The sequence below is a fragment of the Candidatus Accumulibacter propinquus genome (genome assembly GCF_056856495.1).
Genome location: NZ_JBSEHC010000003.1, coordinates 2,004,896 through 2,022,356 on the forward strand (window position 1 = coordinate 2,004,896; position 17,461 = coordinate 2,022,356).

Annotated in this window: 20 protein-coding genes; 5 read left to right on the forward strand and 15 right to left on the reverse strand. The window is 63.3% G+C overall.

The window, feature by feature from the left end:
• Nucleotides 1–123: 123 nt before the first annotated feature.
• The 15 genes from AC15MQ_RS15005 to ccmA all read right to left on the reverse strand — a co-directional run bounded on the left by AC15MQ_RS15005 (nt 124) and on the right by ccmA (nt 13,267).
• On the reverse strand, nt 124–1,602 hold the full coding sequence (locus AC15MQ_RS15005; protein ID WP_483080511.1) for a CYTH and CHAD domain-containing protein: 1,479 nt from the start codon (nt 1,600–1,602) through the stop codon (nt 124–126).
• Between the two features lie 42 nt (nt 1,603–1,644).
• Nucleotides 1,645–2,337, reverse strand: coding sequence for a Crp/Fnr family transcriptional regulator (locus AC15MQ_RS15010; protein WP_483080512.1), 693 nt, complete (start codon nt 2,335–2,337; stop codon nt 1,645–1,647).
• A gap of 248 nt (nt 2,338–2,585) precedes the next feature.
• Nucleotides 2,586–3,113: a hydroxyphenylacetyl-CoA thioesterase PaaI gene (gene paaI, locus AC15MQ_RS15015; protein WP_287669625.1), complete on the reverse strand. Its 528-nt coding sequence runs from the start codon at nt 3,111–3,113 to the stop codon at nt 2,586–2,588.
• Nucleotides 3,114–3,329: 216 nt separating this feature from the next.
• Entirely contained in the window at nt 3,330–4,094 is a 765-nt protein-coding gene (locus AC15MQ_RS15020; protein ID WP_287651848.1) for a lytic transglycosylase domain-containing protein, read from the reverse strand.
• A 394-nt stretch (nt 4,095–4,488) separates the two neighbouring features.
• Nucleotides 4,489–5,325 (reverse strand): ethylbenzene dehydrogenase-related protein, encoded by an 837-nt coding sequence (locus tag AC15MQ_RS15025; protein WP_287669621.1) that lies wholly within the window; start codon nt 5,323–5,325, stop codon nt 4,489–4,491.
• 109 nt (nt 5,326–5,434) lie between these two features.
• Entirely contained in the window at nt 5,435–6,025 is a 591-nt protein-coding gene (locus AC15MQ_RS15030; RefSeq protein ID WP_287669619.1) for a NapC/NirT family cytochrome c, read from the reverse strand.
• Between the two features lie 150 nt (nt 6,026–6,175).
• On the reverse strand, nt 6,176–7,393 hold the full coding sequence (gene ccmI / locus AC15MQ_RS15035) for a c-type cytochrome biogenesis protein CcmI (RefSeq protein WP_287669617.1): 1,218 nt from the start codon (nt 7,391–7,393) through the stop codon (nt 6,176–6,178).
• Nucleotides 7,390–7,875 carry a cytochrome c-type biogenesis protein gene (locus AC15MQ_RS15040; protein WP_287651844.1) on the reverse strand — a complete coding sequence of 162 codons (486 nt, stop codon included), beginning with the start codon at nt 7,873–7,875 and terminating at the stop codon, nt 7,390–7,392. The genes ccmI and AC15MQ_RS15040 overlap by 4 nt, the downstream gene beginning before the upstream one ends.
• Nucleotides 7,872–8,456, reverse strand: coding sequence for a DsbE family thiol:disulfide interchange protein (locus tag AC15MQ_RS15045; protein ID WP_287651843.1), 585 nt, complete (start codon nt 8,454–8,456; stop codon nt 7,872–7,874). The genes AC15MQ_RS15040 and AC15MQ_RS15045 overlap by 4 nt, the downstream gene beginning before the upstream one ends.
• 10 nt (nt 8,457–8,466) lie before the next feature.
• The gene (locus AC15MQ_RS15050; protein ID WP_287669612.1) at nt 8,467–10,467 is read right to left on the reverse strand and encodes a heme lyase CcmF/NrfE family subunit; all 2,001 of its coding nucleotides are present in this window, start codon (nt 10,465–10,467) and stop codon (nt 8,467–8,469) included.
• A 16-nt stretch (nt 10,468–10,483) separates the two neighbouring features.
• Entirely contained in the window at nt 10,484–10,963 is a 480-nt protein-coding gene (ccmE, locus tag AC15MQ_RS15055; protein WP_287651841.1) for a cytochrome c maturation protein CcmE, read from the reverse strand.
• Nucleotides 10,960–11,196, reverse strand: coding sequence for a heme exporter protein CcmD (gene ccmD / locus AC15MQ_RS15060; RefSeq protein WP_287651840.1), 237 nt, complete (start codon nt 11,194–11,196; stop codon nt 10,960–10,962). The genes ccmE and ccmD overlap by 4 nt, the downstream gene beginning before the upstream one ends.
• Nucleotides 11,197–11,200: 4 nt before the next feature.
• Complete coding sequence (ccmC, locus tag AC15MQ_RS15065) at nt 11,201–11,950, reverse strand: heme ABC transporter permease CcmC (protein WP_287669611.1); 750 nt, start codon at nt 11,948–11,950, stop codon at nt 11,201–11,203.
• Entirely contained in the window at nt 11,951–12,622 is a 672-nt protein-coding gene (gene ccmB / locus AC15MQ_RS15070) for a heme exporter protein CcmB (RefSeq protein ID WP_483080513.1), read from the reverse strand. It lies immediately after the preceding gene.
• A gap of 3 nt (nt 12,623–12,625) precedes the next feature.
• Entirely contained in the window at nt 12,626–13,267 is a 642-nt protein-coding gene (gene ccmA, locus AC15MQ_RS15075; protein WP_287669610.1) for a cytochrome c biogenesis heme-transporting ATPase CcmA, read from the reverse strand.
• Between the two features lie 73 nt (nt 13,268–13,340).
• On the opposite strand from ccmA, the gene AC15MQ_RS15080 reads away from it, so the two are divergent.
• From AC15MQ_RS15080 to AC15MQ_RS15100, 5 genes are read left to right on the forward strand one after another with little or no spacing between them, the layout of a single operon-like run.
• Nucleotides 13,341–13,484, forward strand: coding sequence for a hypothetical protein (locus AC15MQ_RS15080; RefSeq protein WP_332336482.1), 144 nt, complete (start codon nt 13,341–13,343; stop codon nt 13,482–13,484).
• Nucleotides 13,477–13,818 (forward strand): hydrogenase maturation nickel metallochaperone HypA, encoded by a 342-nt coding sequence (gene hypA / locus AC15MQ_RS15085; protein ID WP_287651835.1) that lies wholly within the window; start codon nt 13,477–13,479, stop codon nt 13,816–13,818. The genes AC15MQ_RS15080 and hypA overlap by 8 nt, the downstream gene beginning before the upstream one ends.
• A gap of 17 nt (nt 13,819–13,835) precedes the next feature.
• A complete protein-coding gene (gene hypB, locus AC15MQ_RS15090) occupies nt 13,836–14,852 on the forward strand; it encodes a hydrogenase nickel incorporation protein HypB (RefSeq protein ID WP_332336481.1) in 1,017 nt (338 codons plus the stop codon).
• A gap of 1 nt (nt 14,853) precedes the next feature.
• Complete coding sequence (hypF, locus tag AC15MQ_RS15095) at nt 14,854–17,154, forward strand: carbamoyltransferase HypF (RefSeq protein ID WP_287651833.1); 2,301 nt, start codon at nt 14,854–14,856, stop codon at nt 17,152–17,154.
• A 13-nt stretch (nt 17,155–17,167) separates the two neighbouring features.
• The gene (locus AC15MQ_RS15100; RefSeq protein WP_287651832.1) at nt 17,168–17,416 is read left to right on the forward strand and encodes a HypC/HybG/HupF family hydrogenase formation chaperone; all 249 of its coding nucleotides are present in this window, start codon (nt 17,168–17,170) and stop codon (nt 17,414–17,416) included.
• Nucleotides 17,417–17,461 lie beyond the last annotated feature (45 nt).

The window sequence follows — 17,461 nt, forward strand, 5'->3', positions numbered from 1 at the left end:
CGAACCCTGTTCGCTGCCGCGCCGGCAGCCGTCTATCAGTTTGCCGGCGCGCGACGTTCCAGACGACACCGGCTGGCTTACGGCAGCCGGTGTTTAGTTGTGCTGTTCCCGACGTACAGGGTTTCAGCCATGCTCCCAAGGTGGCTGGTGACTCAGAAAGTCGCCCAGCAGCGCGGCGAGTTGCCCAAGCATGATGTCATTGCGCCCAGCCAGCCAGGCACGTACCAGATCACTGTGGTGGCCGGGTTGTGCCGCGACGGCAAGCTGCTCGGCGACGACATTGTCGTTCATCCGGCCGAGCAGATCGAGCAAGCCTGCAGCGCTTTGGTGATAGCGCTGCAGGCGGCGTGCCGGGAAGAGCGGTGCGAAGAACTCGAGTGCGTAGCGCAGCCGCTTCAGGGCCACGCGCAGCGCGTGTCGGGCTTCCGGGTCGGAATCCCTGGTCTCCAACGCCAACGCGGCGACGCGCTTGGCGCGCTTGTTCAGGGAACGCGGTGCGAATACAGTCAGCGGTGGCTTCTTGCTTTCCTCCAGAGCGACCGTGGCGGCGGTGAACTCGAGCAACAATTGCGAGTAGGTGGGCGAGGTCATAACCTCTTGCGCTGCCTTGCGGCACCCCGCCAGGTGGCTCATGGCCTGACCGACCAGGCGCTGCAGGTCGCTGTGATCCGGGAACGCCTTGCTGATCGGAGGCAGGATCTCGGTAATGAAGACGTCCCAGTTGCGCGTGTCGCCAAGTTGATTGGCCAGCGTTCGCCAGCGGGGGTCGAAGTTGTTGACGTATTCCTCGGGCAAAAGCGGCCTCCAGAGACGGATCGCCGAGCGCAGCCGGCGCATGGCGACGCGCGCCTGGTGGATGAATTCCGGGGCGTTGCTCTCGCGCAGACCGCGCTCGTTACCCTGCAGTTGCGACAGGCACGAGAAGGCGGTGCTGCGGAACACCGCGATGCTGGTCATGCCCATTTCCAAACGCACGTCGGTGGCCTTGTTCGGTACCAGGGCCTCGGCGCTGGCCAGACGGTAGCCGCGCTCGGCCTTGCTGGCGCCTTCAGGATGCAGCGGCAGATCGCTCTGCAGGGACAATGCGGCAGTAAACAATGCGGCGACCTTTCCCTCGAGCAATTCGAGTTCGACCTCGCAGATCGGCTCCTGGCGCTCACCCGCGACGATCTTGCCACGGTCGAGTGCGACCTCGATGCGCGTTCCCGCCTGCGGAACCACGACCCAGAAGTTGCGCGTGAAGTCGGTGGTGAAGAGGGGTACCAGTTCGGGTGTCACCGATTCGAGAAAGCGGCGCAGCTTCGGATTGTCCACGTGCGCGAAATCGAAATCACCGGGTTGACCGGGAGCCTCCCACTCGCTGCGCTGCGCCAGTCCGCCCGGCGAAGGGGCGTCACTCTTGACGGTCAGCAGCCATTCGGTGCCCTTCTGGCGGTAGCGCACGGCGACACGCTTGCGCTGCAGACGCCGGTCAGGCGTGTCATAGTAGGTGTTGACCAGTTTCTGGCGGAGCGGCTTGCTGTCGGCCAGCAGGCCGTGTGCAGGCAGCCGGCGGGCGGCGCTTGCCGGCAGGCTCAGCTTGATCTCGGTTTCCAATGCCATGCGAGGTGTCTCCTTTATCGGTTGGTGTAAGTGCCGCAGACTTCATTGATCATGCGTGCGTAGTCTATGGACATCGGGAATGTGGATTTTTCGCCCTTCAACCACGATCAGCCCTTTCTCGGAGAGTTCGTGCAGAATGCGTGAGAAGTGCTCCTGCGTCAGATTGAGGCGCGAGGCAATGACGCCTTTGTTGGTCGGGAGCGTGACGGTGGCTCCCTTGTCGCCGTCGACAGGATTGTCGCGCAGCAGGTAGCCGATGATGAGCTGCCGACCCGAATGCAGCGAGAACGACTCCACGTCGTTGATCAGGTGATGAAGCCGCATCGAGAGGCCGGCGATCATCTTGCGGCCGAGCCTGGGATCGTTGTCGAGTTCGTCGAGGATGGCCGTCTTGGCGATGTGCAGCAGCAGCGAGTCTGCCAGGGCCTGCGCATAGACCATGCACGGTTTGTCCATGAACATCACCGCTTCGCCGAAGGTCTGACCCTGTCCCAGGATGTCGACCACCTTTTCGCCACCTTGTGCCGAGGTGAATGCCAGTTTCACCTGGCCGTAGACGATCAGATAGAAGCCGGTCGGCAGGTCTCCCTTGTGGAACAGGATGTCGCCACGCGATGCCGCGAGTTCGCGCGAACCCCGCGCGAGGCGGACAATTTCTTCGCTCTCCAGCTCATTGAACAGCGGCACATGCGCCAGCAGCGCCTGGATATTGATGCCGTGATGATGAGAGTGCATGGGCGATTTCCGAAAGAGTCGGCTGGAGCCTGACCGGCAGTCGGCAATATTCGCATTTGTGATCGCCGGCGGCAAGTGAGTTGCGAGCAGCAATCGCCTTGCGGTCCGGGAATTCGGCAGGCGCCAATCACAGCACTACATGCCGTACGTCCAGTGCTCGCCGGCGATGATGAATGGGAGATCCCGGTGGATGCCCCGCGGCATGTGGTGTGGCCCGGGGCGTTGTGGTGCCGATCTGATGGCGCGGTTCACTGCGGGTTGCCTTCGACCCGGCCCGCTGGTCCCTTGGCCGCCATGGCGCAGCCCTCGTCTGCTTCAAGCCCGGCAATGACCTCGCCGGCGATGCGATACGACTTGCCGCGGAAAAGGGCGATGACCTTGCCATGGTGATCGCGGATGGTAGTGTCATAGACGCCGGTGCGCCCCGAACGAGAGCGTTCTTCGCACTCGGCCTCAAGAAGTTCGCCTTCCCTGGCCGGTGTCAGGAAGTCGATGTGGCAGGCAGATGCGACCGTGTTCCGGTTATAGGCATTGCAGGCGTAGGCGAAGGCCGAATCGGCAAGGGTAAACAGATAGCCTCCGTGACAGATGTGGTGGCCGTTGACCATGTCCGGTCGGACCTTCATCGTCAGTAGCGAGTAGCCGGGACGGATGCTGACGATGGTTATGCCAATCAGCCGGCTCGCCGCATCGCGGCTGAACATGGCGGCAGCGGTTTGTTCGGCGAGCCGCGCCGCAGCTTCCGAGTTGGCGGTGTTGAGACTGGATCTGGGCATCACACATCCTTGGGAAAGAAGATCCGGCCTGTGGTCGATAAGCCGGGCGGGAATGGCGTCACGCCACTGCCGCGGCACCGGCACTGGCAATTCCAGTCGGGTACCTACCGGATATTGTCGGTGTCTGCACAGGGCGACCACGCCGTTTCTGCAGAGTGCACCGCTGCGGATGGCATTCAGGGCGCCGCATGCCGGAATTTCAATTCAGTGAACAGCTCATTCGGTCGCCGTTGGGGAAGCCGGCATGTTGCGGCGTCCCGGGATGGTCATGAAAATACGCTTCAGGCCTTGCGACGAGCGGGCAAATACCGCGACCGCGTTCTTGGCGGCAGGGGATTGGGATTGATACAGCTGATAGAACTGCGTGACCAGTTGCACGTAGTTGCGCGTTTCCGGATACGGGGGAATGGTGTTCTTGTATTGTTGAACGGCGCCTTCACCGGCATTGTACGAGGCCAGCACCAATTGCTGCTGATTCGGGAACATTCGGTGGAGGTCGCGCAGGTAACGTGCCCCCAGGCGAATATTGATCGCCGGGTCGGTCAGTTTCTGCTCGACGGTCTTGTTCTTGTCGCCCTGCAAGCCATAGCGTTCAGCAGTCGCGGGCATGAGTTGCATCAGTCCGATGGCGCCCTTGGGGGAAATCGCACCCGGATTGAAGCCCGATTCGGCAGCCATCACGGCTTTGAGCAGGGCGGGGTCGACCGCAAATTCGTCGCTGGCGAGTCTGAGCAGTGGTTCAAATTTCTTCAGATTCGGGTGTTCCGACAAATAGCGCAGTAGTGCGGGCTTTGCCGGACCAGTCGTCAAGTCGGATGAATGCAGCTGGTTGCCCTGCAGGAAGAGTTGATAGCGCGCATCCATCTTCTCGGTGGCAAAATGCGCTGCGCCCTGATCATCGATATAGCCATAAATGCTGGCCTGGGCGCTCGCCGAAACGATGCCCAGTGCAAGCATGCAGATGAGGTGGAAGCCTTGCATCAATCAACTGCTCCGCAGTTTGCCGTGTTCCTGAAGTCGCGCGCGCCGTGCTGCTTTGCTCTTTCCCGTGGTTCCGTGACTGCTGCTGACGCAGCAAGTTCAGGGGCAAGCTGCGAGACAGCAGAAGAAGCGTTCCGCAAGGGGAGAACTGCCTGCAATCGAGAGAGGAAACCAGGGCACTTGCGCGGACATGCCGAAGCGTCGCGGTCGTTGTCGATCACGACGCAGCAAACATTATAGCTGATCACTCCGGCTTCGCCGTGGATCAGTACGGGACCATGTACCTCTTATCCGGCCCCCACCAGTGAAAACGTGTGGCTGTGAGGGGTGTCGTCGTGCCGACAGTGCAGCGTCGTTTCCGCTGCACTGCGCCGGAAGTCGAGGAGAGAGGGCCTTACTGTTTGGTCGACTTGATGTCGCCCTCGGCCCCGAAGCCCATGGTATATCCCATGGAAACGTGATGGAAGCGGCCACTGGCATGGTCAGAGTGAATGGCGACGCCGAAGGGTGTCGCCTTGCCCTCTGCCAGGGTCCCCGAGAGCTTGCGTGTGAAGGTGACGGTATAGGTCTCGCCCACCTTGCTCCCTTCGGCCTTGACGCCGGCGGTGCCGCCTTCCATGTTGCGCTTGTCGGTCACCGAGCCGTCGGCGACCTTGGCACCCTTGGCACTCTTCCACTGCATCAGTTCGTAGGCGCCGTCCTTGGTGTACTTGGTTTTCTTCTCGTCGGCGCCGGGCATGCTGCGCGCATCGCTGTGACAGGTCGCCCAGCAGCCGATCTGTGCGCCCTGGGTGACCTTGTCGTTGGCAAACATGACCGCAACCTTGACGTCGTTCTCCTTGTCGGCGGGGTCGACGGCTCCGCTGGGTGCCTTGAAAGTCAGACGGATGTAGGCATTGTCCTTGTCGTAGGCAGATTGCACGCTGACCGGGAAATTCATCGTCCTGGGTGCGCCCTTGGGTTCGAGGTCCTTGCCGGCGAGACGCTTCATGTCGAAATTGAGACCGCCCTTCTCTTCGTGGCAACCGACGCAGCTTTCGCCCTTGTTGATCCCGGTGCGGCCGCTATGGTCGGATTTCTTCATGACCCACTCGATCGGCGTCACGGCCGGGTGAAAAACCTGCACATCGCGCTTGGGAACCTTGCTCCAGTCCGGAGCAGCTTGCGCCATCGGCGCGCCCAAAGTCAGCACGACGCCGAATATGGCGAGGGAAAGGCTCGTTCTTTTCATCTCAGACTCCACTCAAGTGTTGATGCGATTGTCGCCGGCCGAAGTCGGCCTCAGGATGCATGTTCGTCTTCGGCCGCGGACCAGGACACCACGGCCGAAGTCGTTGCTGCTAGTCGTCGTCCGGTTCTTCGGGCATGTTCTTGGGTTTCCGGTGCGCGATTCCCTTGTGGCAATCGATACAGGTCTTCTTGTCGTCCTGCCCGAGCTTGTGCATCTTGGAGGCGCGTGCTTTCTGCTTCTCGATGTCCATCGCCGAGAAAGAGTGACAGTTGCGGCATTCACGGGAATCGCTGGCTTTCATCCTCGCCCACTCATGGGTAGCGAGTTCGAGGCGCTTGGCTTCGAACTTCTCTGGCGTGGAGATCGTCCCCATGACCTTGCCGTAGAGTTCCTGGCTGGCCTGAATCTTGCGCATCATCTTGTGCCCCCAGTCCTTGGGCACGTGACAATCCGAACAGTAAGCACGCACACCGGTGCGATTGCTGTAGTGAATGGTGGTCTTGTACTCCTGATAAACGTTGTCTCGCATTTCGTGACAACTGATGCAGAAGTCGAGTGTGTTGGTGGCTTCCATGGCGGTGTTGAAGCCGCCCCAAAAGAGGACGCCGCAGACGAAGCCGACCGAAAGCAATGCCAGTAGCGAGTACCGGGTACTTGGTCGTTTGAGTTTTGCCCAGAACCCTGGAACATTGTCGGACACGATGCTTCTCCCCTCCCTGGATTTCTAGTGCCATCTGCCGTGCGCCGAGGCTGGCTAGAGTCTAGCGGAGGAGGAAGAGCCGACGGTTTGATCTAGGTTAACAAATCGGACAAATCGCGTCGGCCTGCAGGCCATGGCGTGGCCGACGGCTCAGGGCTGAACCTGGTCGATCTGCAGACGCAGATTGCGGCTACCCGGCTTGATGCCGCTGATGCTGCCCGACAGATCGCCACTCGAACTCTGGGCCTTGCCGGCTTTGGCGACGCGCGCCTCGATACTGATCGTGGCGAAATCGGAGATCTTCCTGCCGCCGGGGAGCGCCATCGAGTCGTCAAAGATGAAGCGCAACGGCAGGTCGGCAACCGTCGCCCGCATGGCGGCCAATGGCATCCGGGGCCCTTCCTCTGCACGCGCAAAGACGAACAGCACGTCGTCCGGCCTGGCCAGCGCGGCAAGCCTGCTGCTCAGGGTGACTTCGCCACTGACGGCGCCCACACCGGCCGCAGGCTTCCCTGCTGTCTTCGCGGCAGCGGCCTGGGTGGCGATCTCGCGTGCCTTGTTGATGGCGGCTGCGAGGGCCCTGGCTTCCTCGGAATCGGGTTCGAGTTGGGCGTGCAGCCGCGACCAGTACTCGGCGGCGGCAGCGAACTCCTGTCGGTCGGTCGCTGCGGCACCGGCCAGCAGCAGCGCCTGCGGCTCGTCGGGGTCGAGCTTGAGGGCCCGCTCGACCAACTCGGTCGGCTTGCCCTGCAGTTTGCCGCCATTGCTCCGGCTGAGAACATCCGCGTAATCGGCGAGCAGGACCGGGTCCTGGTCGACCAGTGTGGCGGCGCGGCTGTAAGCATCGGCCGCTTCGGGAAAACGTTCCAGGACCTTGTATGAACGCGCCAGCATCACCCAGCCCTGGCTATCGTCAGGGTTTTTTCGGAGCTTCTCGACGAGGCCGTTGACCATCTCCAGAATCTGTTCCGGGGCGATGCGCGTCTGTCGCTGCAGTGGGTCGAGCGCGCGCGGATTGCCGATCAGCGTGTAGCCGACGGCGGCAGCCAGCGGCACGACGATGAGCAGGGCCAGGGCGGTCTTGCGGCTGCCCGGCCGAGTGTCCGGCGGTGCCGCCGCGGGTTCGGCTTCGACTTCGTCGAGCAGGCGACGCTGCAACTCGTTCCGGCTGTTCACGAAATCCTCGTCGGCGAGCGAGCCGTCGTGGTGCTCGCGTCCGAGTTCGGCGAGCTGGTCCCGGAAGATCGCCAGATTCGCTGCACGGCGGTCGGCGGTAGCTGAAGCTCCTGGCGCCCGCCAGAGCGGCGGCAACAGAATGGCAATGACGGCGACGAGCAGCAGCGCCGCGGCGATGATGAAAGTGGTCATGACGGTCCCTGGCCTGAATCGCGGTCCTGCAGCAGCGCCTCGGCCCGCTGCTGTTCGGCAGCCGTCAGCGGTGTGTTCCTGATCGCCCGGTCGCGCCGGCGCAGGTAGATCACCAACGACGTCAGGCCGGTCACGAAGAGCAGGCCCGGGCCGAACCACAGCAGCAGTGTGCTTCCCTTCAGCGGCGGCCGATAACGCACGAAGTCGCCGTAGCGGCTGACCATGAACTCCATGATTTCAGCGTCGCTCCTGCCGTCCCTGATCAGGCCGCGGATCTCGCGACGCAGATCGTTGGCCAGTTCGGCGTTTGACCCGGAGAGCGATTCGTTCTGGCAGACCAGGCAGCGCAGCTCGGAGGCAATGGCGATCAGGCGTTGTTCGGTGGCCTCGTCGGCGGCGAGCGGTCTGGCTTCTCCGGCGTGGAGGTTGTGCCAGCCCGTTCCCGCCAACGCCAGCAGCACGACCAGCAGCAAGCGCTTCATCGCGACAGCTCCGCCACCAGCGGCAGGATCTTGCCCGAGTACACGTCAGGGGAGATCGGGCCGGTATGTTTCATGCGGATGATCCCTGCCTTGTCGATGACATAGGTTTCGGGTACGCCATAGACGCCGTAGTCAATGCCGACGCGGCCATCGATGTCGAGCACCGACAGGGTGTACGGGTTGCCGTGGGTGCGCAGCCAGGTGCTGGCACGCTCGATGACCATCGATTGTTCGCTGCCGGGAGCGACCTTGTCGAGGTCGATGCCGCCGTCACCGCGGACCTCCTTGTAGTTGAGACCGACCAAGGGGACCGTGCCTTTTTTTGCCAGTTCGACCAGCACCGGATGCTCCTGTCGACACGAGACACACCACGATGCCCAGACATTGAGCAGCCAGACCTTGCCGAGCATGTCCTGCGGCGAGAACTTCTGTTCCGGTGCGGCGAGTTGCGGCAGCGAGAAGTTCGGTGCGGGTTTTCCGACCAGCGGCGAAGGGACATCGCGCGGGTTGAGGTTGAGCCCGACGGCAAGCAGCACGACCAGCACGATGAAGCCGATCAACGGCCAGAGAAACCTGTTCATGGGCAGTCCTTCAGGCGTTTTGCGCCAGCGACGCTGCGGCAGATGAGGCGGGTGAACCGGCGCGTGCCTTGATCCGGTAGCGGCGGTCGCTGATGGCCAGCAACCCGCCGAAGGCCATCAACACGCAGCCGCCCCAGATCCAGTCGACGAAAGGCTTGTGATAGACGCGCACTGCCCACGCGGCATCCGGCCTGGCTTTGTCGATCGGCTCTCCAAGCGAGACGTAGACGTCGCCCAGCAAGCCGCTATCGATCGCGGCTTCGGTCATCGGCATCGCAGAAGCGACGTAGAAACGCTTCTCCGGGAACATCTTGCGCAGCACCCGGCCGTCCTTGATCAGGTCGATGTCACCGAGCAGGGCCCGGTAGTTGGGTCCCTGCTGCGGCCGTACGCCGTTGAAGCGGAAAGTGTAGTTGCCGACGCTGACCGTGTCGCCGACCTCCATCCGGACGTCCTTCTCGGCCTGATACGCACCGACCATCGTTACCCCGACGATGAACACGGCGATACCCACATGCGCCAGGTGCATGCCGAAAAAACTGCGCGGTTGCCGCAGCGCCGCAGTGATGAACGACTGTCCGGCGCGCGTTGATTGCACGCGTTCGAGGATATTGAGCAGCGCGCTGAGAACGATCCACGCCGCCAGCAACAGGCTCAACGCCACCAGTGGTTTCCACTGACCATAAATGAACGGGGTGCCGATGCCTACCAGGGCGGCGACCAGAAATGCCCAGCGCAGCGTGCGTGCGAGTTCGCCGACAGTAGCGTGCTTCCAGCGTGCAAAAGGCGCCACACCGATCAGAAAAGCAGCCGGCAACATCAGCGGTACGAAGACGGCGTCGAAGTAGGGCGGACCTACCGACAGCTTGCCGGCGCCGAGTGCATCGATCAGCAGCGGATAGAGCGTGCCCAGCAGTACCGACGCGCAGGCGACGACCAGCAGCACGTTGTTGGTGAGCAGCAAGGACTCGCGCGAGAGCAGGCCAAAGCGGCCGCCAAGACCAACTCTGGGCGCGCGCCAGGCAAACAGGGCCAGCGAACTGCCGATCACCGTGACCAGGAAAAGGAGGATGAAGATGCCTCGCCGCGGATCGGTGGCGAAGGCGTGCACCGAAGTCAGCACGCCGGAACGGACCAGGAAGGTACCGAGCAGCGACAGAGAGAATGCCGAGATTGCCAGCAGCACCGTCCAGTTCTTGAAACTGCCGCGCTTTTCGGTGACCGCCAGCGAATGCACCAGTGCCGTGCCGACCAGCCAGGGCATGAACGAAGCATTTTCGACCGGGTCCCAGAACCACCAGCCGCCCCAGCCGAGTTCATAATAGGCCCACCACGATCCGAGCGCGATGCCCAGGGTCAGGAAGATCCATGCCGCGGTGGTCCAGGGTCGCGACCAGCGCGCCCAGGCGGCGTCGAGTTGTCCAGAGAGCAGCGCGGCGATGGCGAAAGCAAAGGCTACCGAGAAGCCGACATAGCCCATGTACAACATCGGCGGGTGAATGATCAGCCCGGGATCCTGCAGCAGCGGGTTCAGATCGCGCCCCTCTTCGGCGCCCGGCAGCAGTCGCTCGAAGGGGTTAGAGGTCACCAGGATGAACAGCAGGAAGCCGGCGCTGACCAGACCGAGCACGCCCAGCACCCGCGCGACCATGTGCACGGGGAGTTGCTTCGAGCGCACGGCAACCGCCAGCGTCCACAGTGCCAGCATCACTACCCACAGCAGCAGCGAGCCTTCGTGTCCGCCCCAGACCGCAGCGACGCGGTATTCGAGCGGCAGCAGCGTGTTCGAATGTTGCGCCACATAAAGCACCGAAAAGTCATTGTCGATGAAGGCCATGATCAGGCAGGCGAAGGCCACCGCCAGCAGCAGCGCCTGCGCCACCGCCGCCGGACGGGCGAGCGCCATCCAGGGCTGCCGGCCACGGTGGGCGCCGAGCAGCGGCAAGGTACCCTGTACCAGGGCGACGATGAGCGCGACGATGAGCGCGAAGTTGCCGAGTTCCGGGATCATGGTCGTGTTGTCCGCGTTACGGTCTGATGGTTCTGGTGGCCGCCTCGGCTGCCGCCCGGTTTGCCGCGGCGCGTTCGTGCGCGTCGCCGACCGCTTTGGCAGCCTCCGGCGGCATGTAGTTCTCGTCGTGTTTGGCGAGCACTTCAGTGGCGGCGAACACCCCGTCGTCGCCAATCCTGCCCTGCGCGACGACGCCTTTGCCCTCGCGGAAGAGGTCCGGCAGGATTCCCTTATAGACCACGGGCATGTCCTGATCGGTGTCGGTGACGACGAAGCGCATGCTGATGCCGTCGGGCTGGCGTTGCAGCGAGCCTTCGCGGACCATGCCGCCGATGCGGAAACTCTTGCCCTTGGGGGCTTCGCCGGCGGCCACCTGGGTGGGCGAAAAGAAGAATACCAGGTTGCTCTGGAAGGCGTTGAGCACCAGCGTGGCAACCATGCCGAGGATCGCCAGGCCGCCGAGGATCAAGGCGATGCGTTTGTGACGAGGTTTCAATTCCTGCTCCTGCCGGGATTTCCGTGAAAGTCGCTGTCGCGCTTGGCAAAGCGCCTGCTGTCCGAGATCTCGGCAGAGTACTGTCGCCTGAGGCGGGCGATGAGTTGCTTCCGACCATGCCGCAGCAGCATCGGTTCCGCCAGCATCAGCAGTGCCATCACGATGACCGAGCCCCAGACGTAGAGGCCGTGGCGGCCCATGGCCAGAAACTCGGCGAGGCTGTTCCAGTGCATGCGTTTACTCCGGGTCGATGAGCAGGGCGTGTACCCAGTCGGTGTGCCGCTCACGTTCGAGCATGATCATGCGCACGCGCATCAGGGCGACGGCAATGCTGTACATCCAGCACGCCAGGGTGCATAGCAGCATCCCCCAGAGCATCATCGTCGCCATGCTCGGCGCTCGGGTCAGGCTGACCGACGCCCCCTGGTGCAGGGTGTTCCACCACTTCACCGAAAAATAGATGATCGGAATGTTCACCACCCCGACCAGCGCGAGGATCGCGCCCGCCTTGTCGGCCCGGCGAGGATCGTCGATCGCCGCCTGCAGGGCGATGAAGCCGATGTAGAGGAAGAGCAGGATCAATTCCGATGTCAGGCGCGCATCCCACACCCACCAGGTACCCCACATCGGTTTGCCCCACAGCGCGCCGGTCCATAAGGAGAGGAAAGCGAAAAGCGCACCGGTGGGTGCCAGCGCCGAGGCCATCATGCCTGACAGGCGAGTATTGAAAGCCAGCCCGGTAGCGGCCCAGAAAGCCATTACCAGGTAAATGAACATCGACATCCACGATGCCGGGACATGCAGAAAGATGATCCGATAACCTTCCCCCTGCTGCTCGTCGATCGGTGCCAGCAGGAAACCGACCGTCAGCCCGGCGACGCCGAAGATTGCTGCCAGGGTCCAGAACCAGGGTATCAGTTTGCCCGCGAGCGGGTAGAAGGTCTGCGGACTGGCGTACCTGAACCAGTTGATTAGGCGGTTGCTCATCTATTCCAGGGCAATTCTCAGGGCCGCGGCAGTGGGCCACGGCGCAAAAAACACGCCGCCCAGCGCCAGCGCGCCGAGCAGCGACAGATGGGCCTGCGCGCCGAGTCCGGTCACCGTCGCGTCGACCGCACCGGCGCCGAAAATCAGCACCGGGATGTACAGCGGCAGAACCAGCAGCGACAGCAGCACGCCGCCGCCGCCGCGTACGCCGAGGGTCAGCGCCGCACCGATCGCGCCAATGCCCGACAGAGCTGGTGTGCCGATCAGCAGGGACAGGGTCAGCACTGCCAGCGCATCCCCGGCCAGGTCGAACTGGATCCCCAGTACCGGTGCCAGTACCACCAGCGGCAGACCGGCGACCAGCCAGTGCGCCACGATCTTGCCGATGACGATCAGGCCGAGCGGTTGCGGTGCCAGCGCCAGTTGTTCCAGCGAGCCGTCGCGGTGGTCGTCGGCAAACAGCCGCGGCAGCGAAAGCATCGTCGCCAGCAGCGCGGCAACCCACAACACACCTGGCGCCAGCTTGCGCAACTGGTCCGGTTCCGGACCGACGCCGAGTGGAAAAAGGCTGACGACGATGATGAAAAAGAACATCGCGGCAACGATGTCGGCCTGTCGTCTCATCGCCAGTCGCAGGTCGCGACTGATGACCGCACGGATCAATTTTAGCATCAACTAGGGTCGGTTGTGCGCTGCATCATCGGTGCCCAGCCAGAGTTCACGCACGCCTCCGGCCGCCACCGCCACCGCCTGATGGGTGGTCAGGACAGCCAGTCCGCCGCGCTGCAGGTGCGCGCCGACCAGGCCGGCGACCAGTTCGACAGCCGCCGCGTCGAGCGCGACATAGGGTTCATCAAGCACCCACAGGGCACGCCTTTCATGCACCAGCCGCGCCAGTGCGGTGCGGCGCTTCTGCCCCTGCGACAGATAGCGGCACGCCAGGTCCTCACGGCCACGGAGTCCGACCCGCTCCAGGGCATCGAGCGCCGCATTCTCATCGAGGGCTTCCTGGGCCAGGGTGGTCGACGCGACGACATTCTCGAGTGGCGTCAAGTCCTCCTTGATGGCGTTGTGGTGGCCGAGGTAGAACAGTTCGCTGCGGAACTCCTCGCCAAGCTTGCCGATCGGCTTGCCGCGCCAGCGTATTTCGCCACTGACCGGGGGCGTCAGCCCGCACAACATGCGCAGAAGACTGGTTTTCCCGGAGCCGTTCCTGCCCTGCAGGGCGAGCATCTCACCGCCCTCCAGGCGAAAGCTGACGCCCGCGAACAGGCGCCGCTCGCCGCGTACGCATTCCAGATTTGAAGCTTCAAGCATGCCGAGAGAGAGTCCGGAAATGGCCGAGGACGGCGAGGAGATATTGTGAAGGCGGGAGTTTAGCCCCGGATTGATGGAAATCAAAATCGATTCAAAGGCTTTTAGTATGCTGCGTAAAGATTCTCTGGCTCGACTCGCCGGCGAGCAGGACGAAGATCCTCTGCCTGTGTCGCTCGACCCTTGCGCGCCGGAAGAGGTGAAGATCACGAATGCATGAAATGTCGCTGGCCATGGGGGTTCTGCAGATCGTCGAGGAAGCGGCGCGCGCGCAGCGCTTTCGGCGCGTCAGGTCGGTGCTCCTCGAAATCGGCGAACTGTCGATGGTCGAAGCCGAAGCCATGCGTTTCTGTTTCGATGCCGTCAGCCGCGGTACGCTGGCCGAAGGCGCCGTCCTGAACGTAGTCGAGGTGGCCGGACAAGGTTTATGCTTTAATTGCAATATGACGGTGCCGCTCGCGGCTCTGTACGACCCCTGTCCAGCCTGTGGTGGCCACCCGGTTCAGGCAACCGGTGGTACCGAGATGCGGGTGAAGGAACTGGAAGTCGAATAACAATACAGGAGACAGCAATGTGTACAACCTGCGGTTGTGGCACCGGGGAAACCCGGGTCGCCGGCAAGGCCGTGTCCGCGCCGGAGGATGCTCAGGCAGTCGACGCGGTGCGCGAAATGCCGCAACTGTCGGGGGAGGGCAGTGGGGGCGCTTCTGGAATTGCCCAAGGCGCCCACGCTGTCGATGCCCATCAGCACCCCGACAGTCGCCGTCAGTTCCATATGCCTACGCATTCGCATGGCCATGGGTCCGAGCACGCGCACGTGCCGTCGGCCATTCAGGAATCGACGACGCCGTCGCGAATGGTGCAGATCGAGCGCGACATTCTGGCCAAGAACGATGGCTACGCGGCAGAAAACCGGCGTCGCCTCGAAGAGCGGGGGATCTTCGCGCTCAATCTGGTGTCCAGTCCCGGCTCGGGAAAAACCAGTCTGCTTTGCCGCACCATCGAGGCTCTGAAGACGCAACTCACGATCGTCGTCATCGAGGGAGATCAGCAGACCAGCCGCGACGCCGAGCGTATCCGTGCGACCGGCGTCGCTGCCGTGCAGATCAATACCGGCAAGGGCTGTCACCTCGACGCGCATATGGTTGGCCACGCCCTGCACGATCTTGCGCCGGCCGATGATTCGCTGCTGCTGATCGAGAATGTCGGCAATCTCGTTTGTCCGGCCGCCTTTGATCTGGGCGAAGCGCACAAGGTGGTGATTCTTTCGGTTACCGAAGGGGAAGACAAGCCGCTCAAGTATCCCGGCATGTTTCATGCCGCCTCGCTGATGGTGTTGAACAAGGTCGATCTCCTGCCCTACCTGTCTTTCGACAGTGCTCTGGCGATCCGCTATGCCCTGCAGGTCAATCCGGCGCTGCAGGTGATCCCGCTGTCGGCGACTACCGGCGAGGGTTTCGAGCAGTGGTTGGTCTGGCTGCGGGCAGGCTGCGCCGCGAGTCAGGAGAAGAAGGCCGCAATGGTGGCGTCGCTGCAACGACGCATCGCCGAGCTTGAGGCGCAGCTTGCCGCGGTCTCTGGAGCTTGACATGTCCGAGCGTATGATCTGTCAGAACATCCGCGTCAGCGGAGTGGTGCAGGGCGTCGGCTTTCGTCCCTTCGTGTGGCGGCTGGCTCGGGAACTTGGTCTTGCCGGCTGGGTGCGCAATGACTCGCGCGGTGTCGAAATCGAGGTCCACGGCGCAGCGGCGCAGGTCAGGCATCTCATCGCACGCCTGGAGCAGGACGCGCCGCCGTTGGCACGCGTGAATTCGGTGATCGCCCGCGACGTTGCCACAGCGCATAACGGACAGGGTTTCGTGATCATCGATAGCCGTAGTGGACGGGCAGCGACGATGATCGGACACGACACCACGGTGTGCCGCGACTGCCTGATGGAGATGTTCGACCCTGGCAGCCGTCGCTGGCGTTACGCGTTCACCAATTGCACCAATTGCGGACCACGCTACACGATCAGCCGTGGCTTGCCCTATGACCGGGTACGCACCAGCCTGCGGACCTTTCCGATGTGTCCCCGTTGTCAGGGTGAGTATCGACGACCTGACGACCGGCGTTTCCATGCCGAGGCCAACTGTTGCCCCAAGTGCGGGCCGCAACTGTTCCTGCTCGATGGGGAAGGTCATCGGCTGCCCGAGGACGCAGTCGCCGGCGCGGTTGACCTGCTGCGCGCGGGCAAAATTGTCGCCATCAAGGGACTCGGCGGATTCCACCTGGCGTGTGACGCCCGCAATGCGGTCGCCGTCGCGCGGCTGCGTGAGCGCAAGCAGCGTGACGAAAAGCCCTTTGTCGTCATGGTCGCCAACGCGCCATCGGCCGCCCCGTTTGTCCAGATGGGCATCGGCGAACCGGGATTGTTGACCTTGCCGACGCGTCCGGCGATCCTGCTCAGGAAGCGCAGCCAGTGCGACGAAGCGTTACCCGGAGTGGCTCCCGGGCTGGCGTGGCTTGGCGTCATGCTGCCGTATACGCCGCTGCAGTTCCTGCTCTTCCACGAAGCCGCGAAGCGCCCGGCGGGCGTCGGCTGGCTGGAAAGAGCACAGGATCTGGTGCTGGTAATGACCAGCGCCAACCCTGGTGGCGAACCCCTGGTGATCGGCAACAGTGAGGCGTTACTGCGTCTGTACGGTCTCGCCGACGCCTTTCTGATGCACGATCGTGACATCGTGACCCGTTGTGACGACAGTGTGGCACGCATTACCACCGGCGGCCTGCAGTTCATCCGTCGCGCCCGCGGCTACACGCCACGGGCGATCAAGTTGCCGCTCTCCGGCCCTTCGGTACTGGCCGTCGGCGGTTGGTTCAAGAATACCGTCTGCGTCACACGTGGTGATGAGGCTTTCGTTTCGCAGCACATCGGTGATCTCGACAACGCTGCCGTTTGCGATTTCCTGGATGAGACGGTGGCGCAAATGGTTAAGCTGCTTGGCGTCGAGCCGACGATCGTGGCGCACGACCTGCACCCGGATTTCTACTCGACACGTTTCGCTGCCGAGTTTGCCCAGCAACGACGACTGCCCTTGCTGGGTGTGCAGCACCACCACGCGCACGCCGCGGCGGTACTCGCCGAACACGGGATGCAAGGCAGCACGCTGGCCTTGTCGCTTGATGGCGTGGGGACCGGCAGCGATGGCGCGGCCTGGGGTGGCGAGTTGTTGAGCGTCGATGGCGCACGCTTCGAGCGTCTTGGACACCTGGTGCCACTCACCCTGCCGGGCGGCGATCGCGCAGCCAACGAACCCTGGCGGATGGCGGCGGCAGCTTTGCACCGAATCGGCCGGACGAGCGAGATCAGCGAACGTTTTGCGAGTCAGGCGGCGGCGTCGGCGGTGACGCAGATGCTGTCAGCCGATATCCATTGCCCACCGACGTCAAGCATGGGGAGGATGTTCGATGCGGCTGCCGGCCTGCTCGGGATCAAGGCGGTGATGGCTTACGAAGGACAGGCGGCGATGCTGATGGAAGGGTTGGCACAGCGCTACGGCGATATCCTGCCACTCGACCAGGGCTGGCGTATCGACCAGGGCCGCCTTGATCTGCTGCCGCTGCTGGCGGTCCTCGCCGATGAGAAAAACGCCGAACGCGGCGCGGCGCTGTTTCATGCCACGGTGGTGGCTGCCATTACCGATTGGGTACGCGTACTTGCTCCCGGCACCAGGGCAGTCGTCGGCAGCGGTGGGTGTTTCCTCAACCAGGTGCTGGTGCGTGGTCTGCGCGCTCGTCTCGGCGCGCAAGGGGTGCAGATCATCGAGGCGCGGCAGGTCCCGCCCAACGATGGCGGACTGTCGGTCGGGCAGGCCTGGGTCGCGCTGCAGCATCTGCTGGGCCGTTGAGGGAGCCCTGGCGATGTGTCTCGCACTGCCCTGCCGAATCGTCGCACTGCTGCCCGGCGAACAGGCGATGATCGACGTTGCCGGCGTCGGCAAGGAAATCTCGCTGGCACTCGTTGATGACGTCGCCGTCGGCGACTATGTCATCGTGCACGTCGGCTACGCCTTGAGCCGCCTCGATCCGGAGGAGGCCGGCAGGACGCTGGCGTTGTTTGCCGAACTCGGTGCGGCCGCCCTCGGGGAAACACCCGGTGCGGCTGGCTGAGGCCGTGCATTTGCCGGTGACGGATTTGCCCATCTTCGCGCAGGC